The organism is Legionella longbeachae (assembly GCF_004283175.1).
GTDB classification, from domain to species: Bacteria; Pseudomonadota; Gammaproteobacteria; order Legionellales; family Legionellaceae; genus Legionella; species Legionella longbeachae.
This window is the reverse complement of sequence record NZ_RXNW01000011.1, coordinates 155680-176884: the sequence shown is the minus strand read 5'-3', so window position 1 is coordinate 176884 and position 21205 is coordinate 155680. Positions and strand designations below refer to the sequence as shown.

Genomic DNA, 21205 nt, shown 5'->3' with positions numbered 1-21205 from the left:
TTTTAACACTACTTGAAATAAAATCACCCAAATTTGCAGTAGATTTATACTTTCACCCAGTATAGATGACCAGCAAAAAAAACATCAATTTGAACAAAAAAAGATTTGACTGTGTGGATTATTCGACTTTTTTTAAAAAAATCCATCTTTCATTAGGAGGACAAAAAAGAAAGATCATCGCTATTTGATTTGAGATATAATCTTATTTTCAACAATTAATCCACTATTCAATTTTTATTTATTGATATAAGGAAATACTATGCCACATTCAACTGCAAAAATAGTCCGTTTTCATGAAACGGGTAATCCTGAAGTATTAAAATTAGAAGAAATGGCCTTACCAGAGCCTGACAATGGAGAAGTACGATTACGAGTACATGCGATTGGTTTAAATCGAGCAGAAGTTATGTTTCGCCGTGGACACTACCTGGTAGCACCTAAATTTCCCTCTAAAATTGGTTATGAAGCATCAGGGATTGTTGAGGCTGTAGGACCTGGCGTTGATCAAAAAATTCTGGGCATGAAATTGAGCTCTGTACCCTGCTTTGATTTAGGGAAATATGGTGTTTATGGTGAAGTAGCTATTTTACCTGCTTATGCGCTTGCCGCCTATCCTGAAAAACTATCTTTCGTCGAGGCAACTTCTATTTGGATGCAATACATGACCGCATATGGTGCGCTTGTTCACTATGGCAAGGTATCAAAAGGAGACTATGTTTTAATCACAGCAGCCAGTAGTAGCGTTGGCATAGCTGCAATTGAGATTACACGAGCCCAGGGAGCAATAAGTATTGCAACAACTAGAACCCAGGCGAAGAAAGAAGAATTACTCAAGCTTGGGGCAGATCATGTGATTGTTACAAATGATGAAAATTTACCAACTCGTATAAAAGAGATCACTAAAGGTCAAGGGGCACGAATCATTTTCGATCCTGTTGCAGGGAAGGATATCGAAAAGCTTGCAGAAGCAGCCGCAGACAAGGGAATTATTTTTGTTTATGGTAATTTAGCCAACGAACCCATGCCTTACCCACTTTTTACCGCTTTAAGCAAAGGCCTTACAATACGTGGTTATACTTTATTTGAACTCAGTACCGACCTTAATTTAAGGAAAGAAGCAGAAAAGTATATTTTCGATCATATTACACAAGGAGATTTTAAACCACGTATTGCACGTATTTTTTCTTTGGATCAAATTGTTGCGGCTCATCAATACATGGAGTCTAATGAGCAAATCGGAAAAATCGTAGTAAAAGTATAACGTCATCCATCAAGCTTCAAACTAGATGCAAGTCAGGGGAAGTGCACCCAAGTAAATGAACTGAACGAACTTGCAACAATGTATAAAAATTCATGAACTTGTCAAACAGTACCTAATGCATTAGCTACTGTTTCTAATTCATATTGTTCAGTAAAAGCAACTATTTATCCTGAGTGATCCTCAAGAATGATATTACTGCAGATTCCCTATAAATAAGGATCTCACATGAAAATTTCAAAAAAATGGACCATAATAAAATTACATATTGAATATACTTTATGCAATTATGGGATAATTACATGCGAGGGGAAACTAATAGTGAATTAAGAATAATAATTATTGATGATAACTCAGCAATTCATAGAGACTTCAAAAAAATACTAACCTTTGAACCGCCTAATTCTAAATTAGAAAAGTTGAATGGGATGTTGTTTGGTGACGACTGTAAAAAAACACAAACTAAACTCCCCGCATTCAGAATTGATATTGCCTCTCAAGGAAAGGAAGGTGTTAAAAGAATTCAAGAAGCGCAGGCTCGAGGCACCCCATATGCACTTGCGTTTGTCGATATCCGTATGCCACCTGGATGGGATGGTATTGAAACCATCAAACATATCTGGGGATTGGATAAAGATATTCAAATTGTAATCTGTACCGCTTATTCAGATTATTCCTGGGAAGAAACAATAGAAAAATTAGGTATGACTGACAGTTTGTTAATTCTAAAAAAACCATTTGATTCAGTAGCGGTACGACAATTGACTTATGCTCTCACCAAGAAATGGGAATTAATGCAAAATATTAAAGCCAACATAAATGTCCTTGAAAAAACAGTTAAAGATCGCACCATTATGCTAGAAAAATCACTTTCATTAACACGAGCTACGTTGGAATCTTCCATCAATGGGATTGTAGTAGTCAACAATGAAAATAAAGTTGTAGATTGGAATCAAAACTTCATCGATATGTGGTCATTATCTCACGAACTCATTGATGGTAAAGACTATGATAAGATCCAAATATATATTCAGGATAAATTACTTGACGCAAATAAGTTTCACGAACAAATTCAAAAAATACAACTAAATCCAGAAACCACTGAAATAACCACCTTACAATTAAAAGATGGCCGATTTTTTGAATGCTATTCACAACTCCAAAAAATGAATAAAAAAATAGTGGGACGAGTTTGGTCTTTTCAAGACATCAGTGAAAGAATCAGTTTGACAGCGAAGTTGGAGTTCCAGGCTACCCATGATGCGTTAACTGAATTACCCAATCGGATACTGCTTTTTGACAGAATTCACCATGCTATTACGCATGCACAACGAATAAATAGCTTATTCGCCGTAATATTTATTGATTTAGATCGATTTAAACTAATAAATGATAGTTTTAGTCATGCAGCTGGAGATTCATTACTCAAGGAAATTTCTTCACGATTAAAAAAAATTATGCGCGAAGAAGATACGATCGCACGCTTAAGTGGTGATGAATTTATTTTCATCTTATTATCTGAATCATTAAAAAAGCCTGAAGATATCATGGCAATATGTGACAAGATATTAGCTGCTATTACAAAAGCAATTACGATAAGCAAAAGAGAGATTTTGATTACTGCAAGTATGGGTATCAGTATTTATCCACAAGATGGTTCGAATGTAGATGAGTTAATTCGCAATGCCGATTTAGCGATGTATAATGCAAAAGCCTTAGGAGGCAATCAATACCAATTTTATTCTGCAAAGCTTAATCAGCAATCTCTCGAGAGGTTAGATAAAGAATCTGCATTACGAAAAGCATTACTTTCCAATGAACTTTATTTGGAATATCAACCTCAATATGATGTTAAAACAGAACAGCTAATTGCTGTCGAAGCTTTAATCCGCTGGAAACATCCCAAAAAGGGAATATTGCTCCCTATGGATTTTATTCCCTTAGCTGAGGAAACTGGCTTAATTGTTCCTATTGGAGAATGGGTGTTAAGAACAGCTTGTATTCAAAATAAGGCATGGCAAGACAAAGGATTTCCTCCATTTTCTGTAGCAGTAAATGTCGCAACCAAACAATTCATGCAACCAGATTTTGTTCAAATGGTAAAAAGAGTCCTAAATGAATCCGGACTTTTACCAGAATATCTGGAAATTGAAGTCACTGAAAATATCCTTATCAGAAATATTGCGGTAACCGAATCGATTAAAGAACTCAAAAATTTAGGCATTAGAATTGTATTAGATGATTTTGGGACTGGAAACTCCTGTTTAAGTTATTTACGTGCACTGCCAATTGACCAATTAAAAATTGACCAATCATTTATACATGATATTGAGGAAAACAACAGCGATGCCCTTGTAGTTAAAGCGATCATTTCTCTTGCAAACAGCTTATCATTTGATGTAGTAGCCGAAGGAGTTGAGAACCTTCTTCAGGTAGATTTTTTAAAAAACCAACATTGCGATAAACTCCAGGGATATTATTTTAGTCAGCCTGTCAGTGCTGAAGAATTGGAATCCTTGATTAAAAATAATAAATTCTAAACATGCAGGGGTATTTCTATAACAAAAATTAAACCTTGATTGATTCTGGCACTTCGAGCAGAGGAAATTTGCCCTATATACACCTATGGCTCAGGGCATGACCTTATTTTCCTGTAAGTATCCTGTGCTTTATTGTTTTTCAGGGTTTGGGCAATCCAATCCATCAGTACGTAGGTTTTGGTCATTTTGAACATAGTCGCTGCACTGTCTTTGTACACCCCCACAATAAAAGCAAAAAGTTCATCAATATGCGTATTCCTGAGCTTTGTTACATCGCATCCAGCGGCAAGAATTCATCTTATCTAACAAAGCCCCATACTTTTTCCCAATTTAATGTAACTGATGAGTAGGGACTTCTTCATGTTCCTCTGCTGCAGCTTCACCTTGATTCATATGCATGATAAACATCTGTAACAATATTTGAGTTGGCTCTCCTTCGTCATCAACTGACTGCGGTATCATATGGAATACTGCAAGAGCAGGAATAAGTTCACCAAGACGTTGCTCTTCCTGAGGTGCATTATTTGCACGGACTTCTCGAAGCAATAGAGGACGGTAGAAAAAAGTATGGGGAATTGCACCCTCTTGTCTTAGTAAATCCCGCATTGTCTGTTCAGCCCATTCATTTTTTAATTCTTCTTTAATGGCATCATTAAATAAATTTGGCTTTAACTTGGTAGGATCAAAATCAAAAAATTTTATAACTTGTTCTAGTGACAAAGGTTTTGTAGTTAGTTTATCGCCTTCAAAAAGAATCTGGTTCTCTAAAAGCCCCATTAGCGTTTTTATTGGAACAGGCCAATACTCAGTTGCTTGAGTCGTTGGATCACCAGGTAGTTTTTCTAATCCTGACGAAATTGCTTTAATACTAAAAGTATTATCACTGAGCTTCACCAAATAAACGCAGGTGCTTTCTTCCAATAAGATATCATCTTGCATAATCGGATCGAAATAAGTTGGCATAATATTATTCCTTTAGTTATTATTTGACCTAAAATGTAATTTATACGATCAAATTGGTGCGCGCAATACTTTTGTGACAGAATAAAATCAAAAAGTATTTATTATGAAATATATTGATATTAAAACTCTTGCCCAAATAGCTTATAAGTTCATAACTTATTTACCGTAAATGGAGTATGCTTAAGGGTGTAATGCAACTAATGGGAAATATAAAAGAAGCGATATGGAAACAAATTGGTTCACCCTACTTATGGTAGGCCGATATCATTTAACGTGGTTATTATAAATGCGATCAAACACCCCAAGAAATATTAAAATTTGACCTTTTAGTTTATTTTTTGATATATTCGTCCCTTTTACAGAGAGCAGGGATCCTTTCTATGTTTGAATTTTTTTCTGGAGCCATTAAAGCAGGGCTTAACACAGCAGAAGCACTTATCTTAGGCCCGTCCAAAACACGGGATGAGATGTATGCTGCACAAAAAAGTCGTTATTATGCATTCGCTGATTTTGCATCAACCCTTCACTATAAACCCCATCAAATTTTAGCAAGAAAACAGTACTGGTGCAGTCAAATTTACTTCCTGGGGCAATTAATTAAAAACAATTCGGAAAAGATTAAGGAGATGACCCAATTCACTGCTTCCGTTGCATCTGAACCAAACTTGCTTGAGACAATCAATCAATTGATCTCTGCCTTAGATGATACAAACAATGTAATCAAATTTTTGAATCTTCTGAAATACGACATTGAGGTCATCGAATCGACCCTTGTTCAAACAAATACATACGAATCCTCCTTTCAATCCGGGGTGCAATTGTTTCATGGGGATGTTATTCAGTTAATCCAACATTTGCATGATAAAGGGAGCATTGTGGTGGCTGATAATGCACCAAACTCACACAGGGATGGAGCCGCAAAATATTCAAGTGGTTCTGTAGAGGAATTATTTTCTCGATATACTGATTCTGCTTTAAAAATGGCACTACAATTTTGCAATGTCCATCAACGTAACATTGAAAGCAATCAATATGCATTTTCGGATGTTCCGCACCCTGTTGATGTTGTCGATTACCAAAAGCGATACTTAAAAATGGTACTTACAATTTGTGCCAAATGGGTCGAAAAAAAAGAAGCCTATCTTGAGTCAGAAGAATTCTTCAAAGATTTATTTAAATCTTATCCCAATCCACACAATGGGCTACCTATCTACTTTGATATGCAAAATAATGTCTACGAAGTACCTGTTGTTGGGGATTCTATTTCACATTGGTTCACCGATACAACTGAATTAACTACTATAGAAAAAACAGTAAAAAAGTTGCAAAAAAATGAAAGGACGCCAATGACTCTCGTGGGCTATGCGGCTCCTGATTTGCGCAAAGTGGAAACCTCCCCCTTAGATGCCCGCGCTACGTCCAATAAAGTATTACAACATCCTGAAGCAGAAGGGACACTAGGTATCTTATTGACTTCAGGAATCGCTGTTCAATGTCAAACAGCAATTAAGCGAGCAAAATACTTTAAAGAGCAAGGAATCAACCAAGCTGTAGCGGCTGTTTTTGTCATGCCCGGATGTGGTGCTTTTAATAACCCCGAAAAGCAAAGCGCAGCTCAATTTATCAGTGCCATCAAATATTATTATCCCGAGTTAGAAAAGCTGGGAATCCACTGCTACATCGCTGAATACAATCAAAAAGTCTATAAAGCACTTGAAGAGGCAAATGATTTTTTCAATTCAGAATTAGGCCAACTTAATGAAACCATCACCAAAATGACTCAGCCGGAACTTCGTGCCAAAGCCATTGCCGTTAAAGAAAAAATTCTTGACCTTTATGCAAAAGGGGAAAAATCAGAAATATTGATCAAACATATTCTGCAAACCACGCAACTATTAACAATGTCTCCAGGCCCCAGGCGTCATGCACTTGCACTTGAATATCAAAAAAATGCTCATCTTCTTTCCAAAAATAATAATCCATTTTTGCAATCTTTAGGTTTTGCAATGATGATTTTGGGTATGGCAGTGATAATGACAGGAGTTTCTTTTGCATTAACGGGAGTGGGTCTTTTAGCATTTGGAGCGACTACAGCGGGAGGTTTGGGATTTTTAGTGACTGGCGCAGGTTTGTTTTCTAATGAAAAAAAGAAAAATATTGCTACTTTATCCGAAGATTTAAAACTTTCTTGTGTCTAGTACATGATATGATCCATCCGCATTTTATATCGAGCTAAAGTATGAAAACGAAACGTATTATAATTGGTATCACTGGTGCTTCAGGAATTATTTATGGGATACGGCTCCTTGAGTTGTTGGCCCAGACCGAATATGAAACGCACCTTATTATTTCAAAAGCGGCTCAACAAACCCGTGCGTGTGAAACCGAGCTTTCTGCAGCCGAACTTAGCAAACTTGCTGATAAACATTACCCAATTTACGATATTTCCGCATGTATTTCGAGTGGCTCCTACCTCACTGCAGGTATGATTATCGCACCTTGTTCCATGCGAACCTTGGCAGAGATTGCTTGTGGAACAACCTCAAATTTATTGACTCGAGCTGCAGATGTTATTTTGAAAGAACGCAGACGCCTTGTATTAATGGTTCGAGAAACACCACTACATCTTGGCCATATTGAAAATATGAAACGAGCAACAGAAATAGGCGCCATTATTGCCCCCCCTACACCTGCATTTTACAATAACCCACAAACTATCGATGATATTGTAAACCATAGCATAGGACGTGTTCTCGATTTATTTGATATTGAGATCGATGGTATTAAGCGTTGGCAAGGAAGTAAAAATAATGATGCACCCTAAACCAAGCTAATACAGGGTTAACCTCTACTTAAAGGGTTTTTAATTAGAGAAAACGAATCCTGGCATTTATTCTCATGGAGTCGTGTAGTAAGTAAACATTTTTGTTGCCAGGGTTGTGTCAACAATTGCTGTCTATGCCAATGATGAATTCGCGGTTCGCATTCACTCCTAAACTCATCTAAAAGTTGCTCTAAAACTTGTCTTGCTTTTTGCCAAAGAAAGGGCTTTGCAAGGTGATGCTCTACTGCTAAACAATGAATCCCATAAGCTAAATTACTGAGCAAATTGCTATCAATGAATTTATTGGTTAGTTCAGCAAGCTCAGGACCAATGATTGTAGAATCAGGATGAAGTGTTGGTTTACTCACCTTATCATAAAGTGAATGGCTGCAAATTTTAATGCCCCTTAAATCACGGATCACAAGACCTGAAGGACGATTTGCTTGAAAAATCACCAAAGTATTTTGCTGATGGGCTTCAAAAACAATTCCATAACACAATGAAAAATGCAACTGGCTTGCCAAAACACAACGGCAATAATCCAAAAAATAATCCACAGGATTACCATGACTAAGCTCTATAAGTTCACTCAATAACGATTTTTTGCTTAATGGCGAACGTTTAAAGAGAGCTGCCAGAGGGATCAATTTCTGGTTTAGTCTAATCCATTGTAAAGGATTTTCACGTATAAGAAGCGCCAAATGCTTCTTTTCATCATCCGGAATTGATGGATCTGATGTATTAATCCCCGCAAAATCACGTGCTAAAAATAATTGTCCTTTATAGTATTGATTTTGTGCAAGTAATTCGTTAATCCATTGTGAGAGAATGGACGAGTTACTTACAGAAGCAGGAGAAACAGTACACAAGGATGATGTAGTATGCACACCAACAGCTAATTTAAGATGAGGACCATGTTTTGTTAATGGCATCATGGTTCGAAATGACATAGAGGGTTTTGTGGGTTGATATACAGAATTCACCACAAACTGATGCGTATCAAGCAACGGTTTAGCAAGCATTTTTAATTTATTTTTCCATTGCCAAGGGTGTATCGGAAATGGATAATATTCTTTGGGGTTTAATTGTTTTGATCGGAGTGCATCACTCCATAAGCCATACTCCTTAGGAAAATGATTGCTAAATATCCAATGAAAAGCAGTCTTGGTTGTAGAGGTAAATGCACGTGAATGATGGACTGCTGCCCAGCAAATATTCACTTCAGAATTAAATTCAGGTGAATATTGCAACACCTCTTTTCGATTAAAGCCTATTTTGGCACGGAAATTAGGATGAGATGGATGCCCAATACACCCCCATTGTTCTAAAAAATGGAGTATCTGCTGCTGATTAAAGTGTTCGATTAACCAAGACCACAAATTTGTATGTTTTTTTGCATGCTGCTTAATCTTTTTATCCCATTGATGTTGGTAGGCAAGAGCCAGGGCTTGATTGGCAATACTTTCGTTTAATTCTTCATATAACAAGCGCCAATGTTTGGCATGGTTCTTCTGATTTGCAGAATAAAACCGCAGAAAATCAAGATAAGAAGTAATTGATTGCCCTGTTATTTTTTTATCAATTAATCCCTCTAAAAAAGCCACCCTTTGTAAACGATTAAAACATTGGTGATAAGAAACAAGAAGGAAATGCCCCATTTGCCTGGACGACAAAGGAAGACCTATCTCTAATAATAATGAATGCAATTGGTAGCGTAACTCATTAAAATGTGAATTAGATAAAATCATAGATACACCATCCTTCCATTTGTTTTCTGTTTAAGTAGTTGTTCAAGGTAATGAATGGCTCATTGCAGTACTCAAATCATCGCAAATGAGAATCATTATCATTAAAATATAAACGATAATGATTCCCATTTGCAATAAAAGCAACTATTTAATTTTGTATTTGCTAAATATGGAGGTAAAAATAAACACGCGACTCGAAGAGAGTTAGCTTTTTATACATTTTTTTATCGAAGGCCGGGTTAAAATGGAATGGAGCTTAGGGGGTATGCGGCATAAAATGTATAATTTATGCCGACAGGGATGGGGTTTAAGCTTTATTACTTAGAATATTAAGCACTTTTTTTAAAGCGTTTCATCTTAGACCAGTCTGGATAAGTAAGCTCCCAAACTCGATAGAGTTTATCCTTTTTATATTCAGCAATTAGTATGACTTCAATTTCTACTTCTGCCTCATTAGGTTTTTTAGTTGTAATAAATAATCTCCCTGCGACTTTATTCTGTTGCGCTACAAACGCTTTCTCATCATATCGAATTTTATATTGAATGGGGGTTTTATAGATTGCTTGATGTGACTGCAAAAGTTCTTGATATCCCATAGTTTTTCCATTGGAGTATAGTTCAAAGTCTTTGTCATAATATAACGGAATAGCATGAGCATTTTTTTCTACAGTTACCTTGGCAAACATTTCTTTTAATAAAGAAATGTAATGATTGGGTTGTTCTGCGAAAGTAATCTCAGGCAACAATTGCAATACTAAAAGACAAATACCACAAAATAAACGAACAACAATATTCTTTTTCATTCCCAGCCCCCTTATTAACCATCGCTATCGATTATAACCGATAGCGATGATAAGACAACTTTGATTGTCCATACTTGTATTTTACCAAAACAGTGTTTTATTTAGCCGTGGTGACATCTTTCAAAATGAAATCAACGCCTTACAGTATTTTCACATCAGCTTAACAATTTCTTAACGATTACTTAACAATTCCTTAACATTTGTCTGGCATAATGCCCTCAAAAATAAACAGGGGATCTGTCACTTAAAAAATTAGTATTCCGTGCTATCAGGCGCTCCCAATTCACCTGGGTAGTCGCTTCAACAATTAGTATTTAATTCGTTAATAATATTATTACTGAGGAGTCACGAGTCATGGCATTATCAGAAATCGTTATCAATGATATAGTTCAATCTCAAACAAAAGCAGTCATTAGCGAATCCAATTACCACCTTCTTAGGCAATACCTTCTAGAAAGAAAACCCCTTTTAAGAATACTTAATCCAATCAGCTCCTTACTTTTCGAGCACTGTAACTCCGATAAACAAGCAATGATAAATTACTTAACTCAGCGTGCCTGTGAATCGCAAATAAATCATGATGCTCAAGAAACTATCAACGATGAACGAGAACAAGAAAATGAAAATGCTCTAAAAATCAATTTCGAGAGAGAGTTAAATCATTTAGAAACTGCACTTCAGCAACTTGAAACAAAATGTGCGCAACAAGAGCACATCTATAACCAAATAAATAGACAATATAATGAATTTAAAATAAGCATTTCCCGAATTAATAGCAATCTTGAGAGAATTCGTAATGAGCGTCAAATACGATACCCCGAGGGTATTATTCACGCTCACACGACAATGACGCAGCCATTACCGGATCAACACACTTGGGATAGACTTTTACAAGAGGAAAATAGACTAATTGAAGAACGTCAAAGACTGACTTATCTCCTTACTTCAAAAGAAATCGAACGAACCAAAGAAGAACAAAATTTAACTCAGTTTCTTCAAGAGAAAAAAGAGTCCGAAAGACGCTATCAGGAAATAAAACATCAAATGGAGATTGTTTTTCCTGAAAATGAACAACAACGTCATCTAAGAAGCGAAGAGCGTCTCACCAGAAACAGGGCCCGTAATGCCTATGATCCTCATCTTCAGCAATTATCTCCTAAAAGCATTGAAGCATTGAAACAACAAATCGAGTACCAAGCCCGTGAATTAGATAATCAACGTACCCAATTAATGAGTGAAGCAACAGAAATGAGTTATAAGACTTATTTAACTCAGCTGGAATTAGCATTACAACACCCTGAAAACACTCGGCAAATAACGTTTAATGAGCAAACCGCATTAAAGATGATTGTAGGCATAATGAAAAAGCTAACAGAAATGGCAGAAAAAGAAAAAGCTTTGATCCATTCATTAGATGAGGAGCAAAATAATTTACGCTCATTGCATAAAAGCCTTCTGGAGTGCACACGACAACTACAGAACCATCTTACCTCTAAACCTCATCTGGTGAAACAAAATAAAGAACTGACCGAAGAAAATGATCGTTTGCGGTTAAAAAGTGAAACCGCAGCAAGTTATAAAAAAAGTGCTCTTTATGTCTCTCTTTTTAGTATGGCCGGTAGTCTTGTAAGTACTGGTATAGTAAGTGCGTTAATTATTAGTCCTGTATTTTTTACCATTCCAGGAGCTCTAGCGATGCTTTCGCTTGTTGCAGTAGTAGTTGCTCTGGGATTTCAGTATCAAAAATACGTCAGTGAGATTCAAATGGAACAAAACAGTCAGGTCATGGAAAAAAATGATGTCCTTCTCATGAAAGATTGGAAAAAGGCTAATGAATTATGTGTAACCACGATGACACAGCTCAATACCAAGATAGAAAAATCTGAAAAATCTTTAGTTGAACTGGATCAGAAATTGAAAGAGCAGCAACATGTTATCAGTCTTGTATTGAATAAGGCACAGAGTGTATCGACAACTTATAGTGGAAATAGTAACTTTTTTGCTAACACTACGGGTAACGTCGTTTATTTACCTTCTGCTCCACCTCAAGACGAATTATTATATCCACCTATCGAAGAAGATACAGTAAACTATGGTTACTAATCAGTAGATAATAATGTCTATTCATAATAAATTCTCTACCTTAGATTGTTCAGCCGGGCTCCTCAGGCTGAACAATCAATAATAGTGCTTCCGATTATAAAATAAGTTGCGGCTTATTTTACATAAAAGCCTATCCAATCTTTAATTCTTTGCAAACGGTCCATTTCAAAATCATAACGGTCTAATGAATGAGATTGTTGAGGATAAATTATGAGTTCGGTAGGTATATTTTGTGACCTTAAGGCTTGATATAACTGCTCGGATCCGATACAAGGCACATTAAAATCCATTCTGGCACACATAAATAATGTTGGTGTTTTAATTCGATTTGCCTTCATTAAAGGATAACTGAGTTTCATATAAACTTGTGGATTAGACCAAGGTTTCCCTAACTCTAATTCGTATTGAAGTGTATATTGATCCACCCCATAGTTACCCCAAATATTACCTGTACCTGCACCACTAATCGCTGCTTTAAAACGGCTTGTGCTCGCAATAACATAATCAGTCAGCATAGCCCCATAACTCCAGCCCGCTACAACCAGTTTATTGGGATCAACGATGCCTTGTTTTATTACATAATCTACCCCAGCTAAAACATCTTTCACATCCAGATTACCCCAGTCGGCATAAATGGCTTTAGCAAAATTGAAGCCTCTTCCAGAACTTCCTCTTGGATTAGGGGCTATAACAACGTATCCCTGGGCGGCCAACCATTGCCATTCAAAATTAAACTCGTGAGTAAATTGATCTACCGGTCCACCATGTAAATTTAAAATACCAAGATATCGGTTTCCAGGCTTATAATTTGCAGGTTTTACCAATAAGCCCTCTATTCGAGTACCATCAAAACTATCAAATTCAATGTCCTCGACGGGTACAAAATGCACCTCTTCTAAAAGTTTTTGATTATGGTGTGTTAATTGTCTTAGGCCATTTTTTTCAAGTGCAAACAATTCACTTGGATGTTGATCATCAGAAGAAACAAGCACTATTTTTTGAGGTGCTACTGAAAAATACTCATCAACTCGAGAACCTTGAGTTAAGCGTTGTACCTTGCCAGTATGTACATCAACTGCACTAAGATGAATATTTCTACTGGTTTCCATTAATACATAAATTATTTTACCATCTTCAGACCATTGTGGATCAGTAAACCACTGATCTACAGGCCCTACAACCCGCTCCTGGCCAGTAGCAACATCAACCACTGCGAGTTGCGTAGGTGCGTAGTCATAATACATTGCTTGCGAATTAGCGCTGCGTATATATGCTATTTGAGAATTATCCGAACTCCATGAAGGTACAGAATCCCATTCTTGATCCAGATCTGTTCCAGGAAAATGGGTGAGTTGTATGGCTTTACTTCCCGAAGCTGGACTTATTAAATAAATATCCGAATTGAAATTTCTATCTGGATCTTTCCCTCTTTTAGTGACGAAAGCGATATACTTGCCGTTGGGAGACCAAGCAGGAGCCCATTCATCATAAGGCCCGGAAGTTAACAGTTCTACTTTCTTTTTTTGGATTGATATACGATAAAGGTGACTTCTATCTGAACCTAAATAGCCTTCTTCATCTTTTTTAAATACATATCGGGTAATAACCAAAGGTTCATTTTCTGATTGGCTTTCATCCTTTGCGGTACTCGCAATAAACACGATATTTTTAGAATCAGGAGCCCAAACAAAGTCACTTACTTCATAGTGGGGATTGGTTAACCGAATCACTTTTCCACTTTGTTTGGAGAATAACTTCAAGATTGGCGTTTTATCATCACCACTTTCAGATAAAAAAGCAATCCACTGGCCATCAGGACTCCATTTAGGAAGATAATTGCTGTTTTTCTTACTGTATGTAAGTTGTTTTGCTATCGTACCATCATAGGACACAAGCCAAATATTTTTAATCCCCTGTGTCTTGCTCTTGCCCTCCTCTACACTATAAACCACCCAATCTCCGTTTTTCGAGAGATCGGGTTCACTGATCGTTTTAATTCGCAAAAAATCATTCAAAATAGGGGATCTTTGGGCAAAAACAATTTCTTCACAAAAAGATAAAGAAATAAATAAGAGAATAACCTGTGTATAGAAATTGTAATTCTTCATGTTAAGTAGGTTATTTATATTTTGAGGTAGTTAATTGTTAGTGTAGCTACCCTCTTGAAAAATACAAATTAAGTCTGTTTTTGCTTCATCTATCTATACATCTTTACTTTGAGAAATTTCTTACACGAATTTGAGAGAATAGAGGAATGACAATTTGGGACGTTTTGTTATGATTACAACAACGAGGAATGACAGTGGATGTCTTAAAAGGAATTAATAGCATTATGGATGATGCTTTGCCACATGGATGTGGTTAACCTCCTCGTATGCTACCTGAATCTTTATCTTTTTTTGTATGAGAATGTACAAGTTTATCATTCCAATTGCTTTCCCTATAAATTATTAATTGATTGATATTTAAGTAAAAATTAAATAAGCTTTTATGTCCTATCACAAAAGCCCTAATGTTATGATTACATTAAGAAAAATAATTTTCTTCCTTTTATGCTCCTTTTTAAACAGCTTTTCCTATAGTCAACCCATGAAGAATGGGAAGCAAATCTTGGTTAGTTATGTTCCTGTAGGCAAACTCTCCAAAGATATCGCTCAAACAGCATTAAATAAAATGCCTCCTCTTGATGCATTTTCAGCAAATTACGAAGTGTCTCTTTATAAAATCCATTATAAGACTCCGGCACCAGATGGCCACATTACCATTGCCTCTGGCTTAGTTGCTGTACCCTCAACAAGAGCTAAAACAGGAATCGTCAGCTATCAACATGGAACTCGTTTTAATCGCGAAGAAGTTCCCTCTCGAATGAATGAGGGGGATTATATTTATCCGGCTTTATTTGCGAGCCATGGCGGTTATTTGACGATTATGCCTGATTACCTAGGCCTGGGAGATAATGAATTAGTATTACATCCTTACGTACAATATGAGACATTAGCCAGTAGTAGTGTGGATATGCTTGTGGCGGCTAAAGAGTTTGCAAAAAAAATAAATTTTGAAACCAATGATCAGCTTTATATTGCCGGTTATTCAGAAGGAGGCTTTTCTTCTCTAGTCATGTTTGAGTTGCTCGCGACCCGAGAGGCAAAACAACCAATTACCGCCGTTGCCTTAGGTTCATCGCCTTATGACTGGGATGAAACCATGAAATTTATTATGCTCAATCCCGGGCCAAGAGCGACCGCGTATTTAGCCTATTTTTTCTATTCGCTACAAACCTACAAAAATTATTGGACTGATTTAAATCAAATATTTGTCAGCCCTTATAGTACCCTGATTCCTGAATTATTTGATGGGTTACATTCCAATAATGAAATACTTAATGCGTTACCTCAAAATCCCGCATTAATTTTTCAATCAGAATTCTTTTATGCCATCTTAAATCATACTGAAAAAAATTCCGAGAAACTAAAACACTATTTCAATCATTATGATTTTACGCCAACGGCACCCTTATTAATTGTCGGCACAAAAGGAGATAAAGATGTGCCTTATTATGGAGCGGAAATTGCTTATAACCAATTTGTACAGCGCAATAGTTCCGTCTTTATTAAATCTGTCAGTGACCATCTCGATCATAAAGAAGCTGCGCCTTATGTCTTAGCTGAAATGATCCGGTTTTTTAAACAATACCCCCATCAGGAAAGATCTTAAAACCCACTGCCATTTTGTAAAGTCCTGGCTTGCCCATCACAGAGCTGCAAGATAGAATCCTTAACATAATGGCAAGGAGAATAAGGCCAAATAGGTAAAAGGATACATTTATGCATTGTAAGTTCACAATTGCACGATAAAATTGTTGCTCATATAAAGTACCGAAAAGAATTCTTTAACTAAATTGAACTTCACATTATTATTCTACTTTAAAGCTACGATACAATAATAGGATGACAATTAATATGAGCTCATTTCACCAAACTTCAGGAATTCTGTTATGAAAAAAATCTTCTTTTCTTCTGTTCTACTTATTGCCTTAAGTTTGTTAACAGGATGCTGGACCGTACAAAAAGGGCAAAAATCAGGAATTATTGTTAAGGTTGCAAAAGAAGGTAAATTTTGGGGAACCTATGAAGGAGAAATGATTCTGGGTGGTCTGGAAAATGCCACTGGAGCAAGCGGCCGTGCTTTTCATTTTACGCTAGGGCAATTCAACACCGATTTAGTAAAACAAGCTGATTTTGCTATGGAAAATAATAAGCATGTAATTATCAGCTATCATTGTGATGCCTACACCCTCCCATGGAGCGGTGAGACTAAGTGTTTTATCAGTAAAATTGATATATTACCGGAAAAATAGATAACCAGGCATTCAAGTATCCTATTATTTTACAAGAAATTTTTAATCCGTTCGTAAATCGAGGTTTGTATCCCGATCTGGACAACCCCCCTAAATATATGTAATGGGATGTCCATAACTTGAGAAAAAGTATGATAAATTGAATTACTGTTAATCGTAGATGACCAAGGAATACTAAATCCACCTGGAGGATAATCAAGATCCAAATTATTAATTACTTCTAATGCAGCTTTTATTCGCAACCAATGTTCCAGGCAATCTTTATTTGTATATACAGTGTGAAAGGCATGGATAGGTAGCGCAAAAGAGCCTAATTGTAATCCATGTAAGTCCGCAAAATCAGCATCATAAGTGATACAATGAGCTTTTAAACTATGCTCACGACTGTAGCCAATAGCTACTATGTTACCGGTCTTCCTTGAAGTGGCAAGTCCATGCAATTGAGCCACTACCTTCTTACTTTCAACTTCTCTTAAAATCCAAAAGTCATGTACAAAACGATTAACAAACAGAAAAGGGAGCTGAAACATTGCTGCTTGAATGCAGTATTCTGGCATACAAGACTCCTACCTAATATCTTTTAAGCTCTATCCCTTTAGCATAGCTTGTTACAACAAAAGTAGACAGAATGCCACTTCAGCATCAGGTACCTGCATCTTCAGAAATAAAAACCGAACAACCGATACAGCCCCCCCCTATTCAATGTCATAGAGATAAAATTGTTGTATAATTTTAATACATGGAAGTAAACAAGGAGTGTAAAATGGGATACCGTGACGGATTAAAGTTCCAATTTACTAAAATGGATGCATTGCAAGCGTTAAGTCAACCTGTTTCAACCTTACTGGGAGTATCGAACCAAACAGAACAAACCCTAAACAAATTAGGTATTAAAACCATTTACGATTTAGCAACCTGCCCTCTATTCTTGATTGCCCAAGATATTGCTTCTGCAGCAAACGGAGAAGGTCATTCAATTATTGCCCGATCAGGTCGCATTTCATCAAGTATTATTAATCCAGATTCACCACAAACCCCCGATGCTTTAGTAGGAGCCGACATTGCTGTTTTTAGAGATATAACAAATACGATTGCCAATGAAATAAAAAATAATCTGCAAATTGATACAGTCGGTGATTTAGGGCGCTGGCCTCCTTTTTGCGCCTCTCAAGTGATATTAGATGTAGGAATTCCAGAATTAAACCAAGAGAGAGAAGAAAAAGGGAGTGAACTGGTTCCCAGGCTAGGTGAATATCCGACAGAACGACACTATTATCGTTCAGTAGTTATTGATCAGGTTAGCCCCCAGGAAACCACTGATTTAAATACTGCAGGCCCAATTGACATTGCCCCCACGGTATCTTCTGATTTTGGTTTTAAAGCACCTGCAGTTGGAGCGATGCTGACCTTCTCCCAATCCTGGTTTGCACAAGGAGTAACCCTGGGTAATCTATTGCATAGTGTTGCACTGGCTCCTGGCGAAAGTACTCGTATTGCTGTCATGGATTGGTCGCGACAAGTTAAAGCTTCAGACCAGGAAACAATCACTGAAGCAGAAAATTTAACGAATACTACCACCCATAATCGCGCGATCAGTGAAGTACAAAATGCGGTTGCCTCAGAAGTTCAAACGGGATTTTCTAAAACCAGTGGTAGTTCCACTACTTCTGCAGGGGGTGGCGGTTTAGGATTAAGTTTGGGTCCTTTAACCTTAGGTGGAAGTGGATCTTCCGCTACATCAAGCTCTAATGCTGAAAGCTTTTCAACTTCATCAGGGACCCGTAACCTTGCTGCCACGATGAATCAGCGTGTTGCTGATGCAACCCAACAAGCAGCATCCTCAGTACGGGATCGTCGCGCATCAGTAGTGAAAGAAGTTTCAGAAGAGGAACATCAATCTGTCTCTACTCGAATTATCGCCAACTACAACCATATGCATGCTTTAACAATTCAATATTATGAAGTGATAGAAATTTACCGGGTAAATGTGCAATTACAACAAGTAGAGCGCTGTCTTTTTGTGCCCATGAAATTACTCCAGTTTAACCAGGCAACAATTAAACGCTATCAAGGAGTACTTGCCAATGCAGCAATTAGTCAACGGGCAAGAGAATTATTAAGTAGTGTGTTCGGCGCGGTAATGATTCAACCTATCCTGCCCCTTAGACCAATACGTACCATATTTGATAATGTAGCTGCAATCGACAGAATGAGCAGCATTTCCATGCGTATGTCTACCACAACAAACAGCCCGGAGGGCAATGCCAATACAACGCTTCCTCAAGCAGAACCAACAACGCCAGCTGCATCGCCACAAGCTAGCGGACCTTATTGGATCAATGATGAATTAATCAGAGCTTCTCGTATCACTCTAGCAAGCATAACAAAACCAAACACGAACAATGTATCACTACCGGGTGAAACCGAATTTTATGGAGTTTCCCTGGATCTGACGGCTCAAAATCGTTCCTCCATTTCCATTACTGCAGTGAACATAGATTTGCAATCTGGCAATATAGTTAAATTAACCAGCATTAGTCCGGTCAATTGGATTACCAGTGAAGCAATTCCCATTCAAGAGCTTGCGGCAATTAGGATTACCTCAGCGAATACAAGTTATTTAACAGGGCGGTTAACACTACAACTCAGTTACAACAGCGCTAAATTCCCTATTAGTTTACCCGTTGAAATTAGTCCTAATGCAGTAGAGGTGCAACTCTGTCGCTTTTTAGTTAACCAAAGTGACGAAACCGAATTAGAAATGCACCTGGAGCAAAATCGACTGCATTATAGCCAAGCAATTTGGCGCGCCCTGGATCCGTCACAAATCGCTCTTCTTTTATCTTCCTATACTTTCGAAGGAAAACCCATAGGAGATTTGATCGATCCCAATCCGGTCATGGTTGCAAGCAATTATTTAGTATTTCGTATGCCAAGCTTTATTGAAGCTGTGGGGGTAGCAGCCAATGTATCTGATACAGATGATGAAGCGCATAAAAATTGGCGTGGGTGGTTAAAAGATCGTGGTTTAATATTAGGTACAGACACAGCAATAGAACAATTGCTCCCCATTCCAACTGGCGGGGTTTTTGCTGAAGCAGTACTGGGCCGATCTAACTGCGCAGAACTACTTGATGCCACTCGTTTTTGGAATTGGCAAGATTCGCCTATACCACTACAACCGCCTGAAATTGCAGCGATTCAGATGGAGTCTCGTTCTCAACCCGTTGATGTTACCCCAGGACAGCTAGGGGCTCCCGTGTTAAATATTATGAATCCCACAGCCTTGCCTGATCCAACAGGAGTAGGAGCGATATTAAATGCTGTCCAAAACGGTAGCATGTTTCGTGACATGGCAGGTCTTGCATCTACTGCAGCACTAGCGCAAGCATTAGGCTCTAATTCAACCACAGCAGGTGTTGAGGCCGGGAAACAAGCTGCAGCTAATTTGGTTGTTGCAGCCCAAAAAGATATTGAAGAAAAGAAAATCGCAGCCCAGCTCGCTTTGGCAGCTATGGGGTTACCTACAGCAAACGCAGGTTCTACGAAAAACATTTCTGAAGGTGGCGCATTATTAAATACTGCCAGGGAAATGGATAAGCAATCACCAAGAACCGCCCCCTCCTCTACGTCTTCCAGTCCAGGAAATGATGGTTCTACTATAGATGGTTCTGGGGATAATAACTCCGGGATGAGTGATCCAACTATGCCGGGAGTACCCGCTAATATGCGCAATCTCTTTGATGGCACGAGTCGAGCAGATGAAGTATTGTCCAAAATGAACTGGGGAAGTTTAGGGCAATCAGGAGCTTCGATTATTCCTGCCAGTTATCAAGATAAAGGTGGCGGAAGTAGTGGTTCCACCACAAGTGGAGCGGTCATTAGTTACGAACTCGCCTGTTATGCCAATTTTCCAAAACCATGGGCCACTGAAGCTGATGAAGTACAAGGCTTAGTGAATAATAAATGGCTCCCATCAACTGAGGATTTTGACAGTATCAGCCCTGCTGCTACTAGTGCCAATAACCAAGCTACCAAACCCTTTGGCCAAGTCATTATCTCTCTGGAAGATTTAATTAATACAGTGAATTATTTTGCACCAAAAGTGGCTGGATTTGGGACATCCTATACATCAAGAGTGCTCAGACTTAATCTGTTTCTATACGCACAAAGTGGAAACGTTGGATTTCAAGGAATATTAACCACTAATGGAAAGTGGGACGCGGTACTTGGCAATGATGTAAAATCAGCCGGACTGGATTCAGCCCTTATCACAGCTATCAGCAAAAAATCTGCCACTAAAACCTTACTTGCCAAGCTCAAAAAAGCCTGGGTTCCAGCTACTGAAATCTGGTTATATACCTGTTCTGATGTTGTCAGTGATGCTTTTGGAAAAAAATTGGCAAAATTACTCGGAGCCAAGATCCGGGCCTTTGATGAACCATTTTGGGTATTACCTGCTTATGATACTACACAACAAAAAATCTTGTCACGAGAGGAGTTTGGCATAGGCACTGATTTTGCAGCAGCTGCCGCAACCCGAACAAAAGATCTACACAGTTTGGATGTCTTATCAAAGAGGACGTTTAAACCATAATCATGTATGCAG

At 37.7% G+C, this 21205-nt stretch carries 13 protein-coding genes; 8 read left to right on the top strand and 5 right to left on the bottom strand.

The window, feature by feature from the left end; translation table 11 throughout:
• Positions 1 to 259 precede the first annotated feature (259 nt).
• Together EKG34_RS12520 and EKG34_RS12515 are read left to right on the top strand one after the other, a co-directional pair.
• Positions 260 to 1261, top strand: a complete 1002-nt coding sequence (locus tag EKG34_RS12520; RefSeq protein WP_003634547.1) for a zinc-dependent alcohol dehydrogenase family protein — start codon at positions 260 to 262, stop codon at positions 1259 to 1261.
• A gap of 299 nt (positions 1262 to 1560) precedes the next feature.
• Complete coding sequence (locus tag EKG34_RS12515) at positions 1561 to 3798, top strand: two-component system response regulator (protein ID WP_035904835.1); 2238 nt, start codon at positions 1561 to 1563, stop codon at positions 3796 to 3798.
• Between the two features lie 330 nt (positions 3799 to 4128).
• On the opposite strand, the gene EKG34_RS12510 is transcribed toward EKG34_RS12515, so the two are convergent.
• Positions 4129 to 4761 carry a hypothetical protein gene (locus EKG34_RS12510; protein ID WP_003634543.1) on the bottom strand — a complete coding sequence of 211 codons (633 nt, stop codon included), beginning with the start codon at positions 4759 to 4761 and terminating at the stop codon, positions 4129 to 4131.
• Between the two features lie 380 nt (positions 4762 to 5141).
• Here EKG34_RS12510 and EKG34_RS12505 point away from each other — a divergent pair, with 380 nt between their 5' ends.
• Entirely contained in the window at positions 5142 to 6959 is a 1818-nt protein-coding gene (locus tag EKG34_RS12505; protein ID WP_003634541.1) for a hypothetical protein, read from the top strand.
• A gap of 41 nt (positions 6960 to 7000) precedes the next feature.
• Positions 7001 to 7585: a UbiX family flavin prenyltransferase gene (locus tag EKG34_RS12500; protein ID WP_003634539.1), complete on the top strand. Its 585-nt coding sequence runs from the start codon at positions 7001 to 7003 to the stop codon at positions 7583 to 7585.
• A gap of 17 nt (positions 7586 to 7602) precedes the next feature.
• On the opposite strand, the gene EKG34_RS12495 is transcribed toward EKG34_RS12500, so the two are convergent.
• Positions 7603 to 9333 carry an IucA/IucC family protein gene (locus EKG34_RS12495; protein WP_003634538.1) on the bottom strand — a complete coding sequence of 577 codons (1731 nt, stop codon included), beginning with the start codon at positions 9331 to 9333 and terminating at the stop codon, positions 7603 to 7605.
• Positions 9334 to 9662: 329 nt separating this feature from the next.
• Complete coding sequence (locus tag EKG34_RS12490; protein ID WP_003634536.1) at positions 9663 to 10136, bottom strand: hypothetical protein; 474 nt, start codon at positions 10134 to 10136, stop codon at positions 9663 to 9665.
• 354 nt (positions 10137 to 10490) lie between these two features.
• Here EKG34_RS12490 and EKG34_RS12485 point away from each other — a divergent pair, with 354 nt between their 5' ends.
• Entirely contained in the window at positions 10491 to 12239 is a 1749-nt protein-coding gene (locus EKG34_RS12485; protein WP_003634534.1) for a hypothetical protein, read from the top strand.
• A gap of 113 nt (positions 12240 to 12352) precedes the next feature.
• Here EKG34_RS12485 and EKG34_RS12480 read toward each other — a convergent pair whose 3' ends face one another.
• Positions 12353 to 14254 carry a S9 family peptidase gene (locus EKG34_RS12480; RefSeq protein WP_226910777.1) on the bottom strand — a complete coding sequence of 634 codons (1902 nt, stop codon included), beginning with the start codon at positions 14252 to 14254 and terminating at the stop codon, positions 12353 to 12355.
• Between the two features lie 502 nt (positions 14255 to 14756).
• Here EKG34_RS12480 and EKG34_RS12475 point away from each other — a divergent pair.
• Together EKG34_RS12475 and EKG34_RS12470 are read left to right on the top strand one after the other, a co-directional pair.
• A complete protein-coding gene (locus EKG34_RS12475; protein ID WP_003634529.1) occupies positions 14757 to 15953 on the top strand; it encodes an alpha/beta hydrolase family protein in 1197 nt (398 codons plus the stop codon).
• A 280-nt stretch (positions 15954 to 16233) separates the two neighbouring features.
• Entirely contained in the window at positions 16234 to 16596 is a 363-nt protein-coding gene (locus tag EKG34_RS12470) for a hypothetical protein (protein WP_003634526.1), read from the top strand.
• Positions 16597 to 16625: 29 nt separating this feature from the next.
• Here EKG34_RS12470 and EKG34_RS12465 read toward each other — a convergent pair whose 3' ends face one another.
• A complete protein-coding gene (locus EKG34_RS12465; protein WP_003634524.1) occupies positions 16626 to 17153 on the bottom strand; it encodes a hypothetical protein in 528 nt (175 codons plus the stop codon).
• Between the two features lie 206 nt (positions 17154 to 17359).
• Between EKG34_RS12465 and EKG34_RS12460 the strand changes: the two genes are divergently transcribed.
• The gene (locus EKG34_RS12460; protein WP_003634523.1) at positions 17360 to 21193 is read left to right on the top strand and encodes a hypothetical protein; all 3834 of its coding nucleotides are present in this window, start codon (positions 17360 to 17362) and stop codon (positions 21191 to 21193) included.
• Positions 21194 to 21205: the final 12 nt, after the last annotated feature.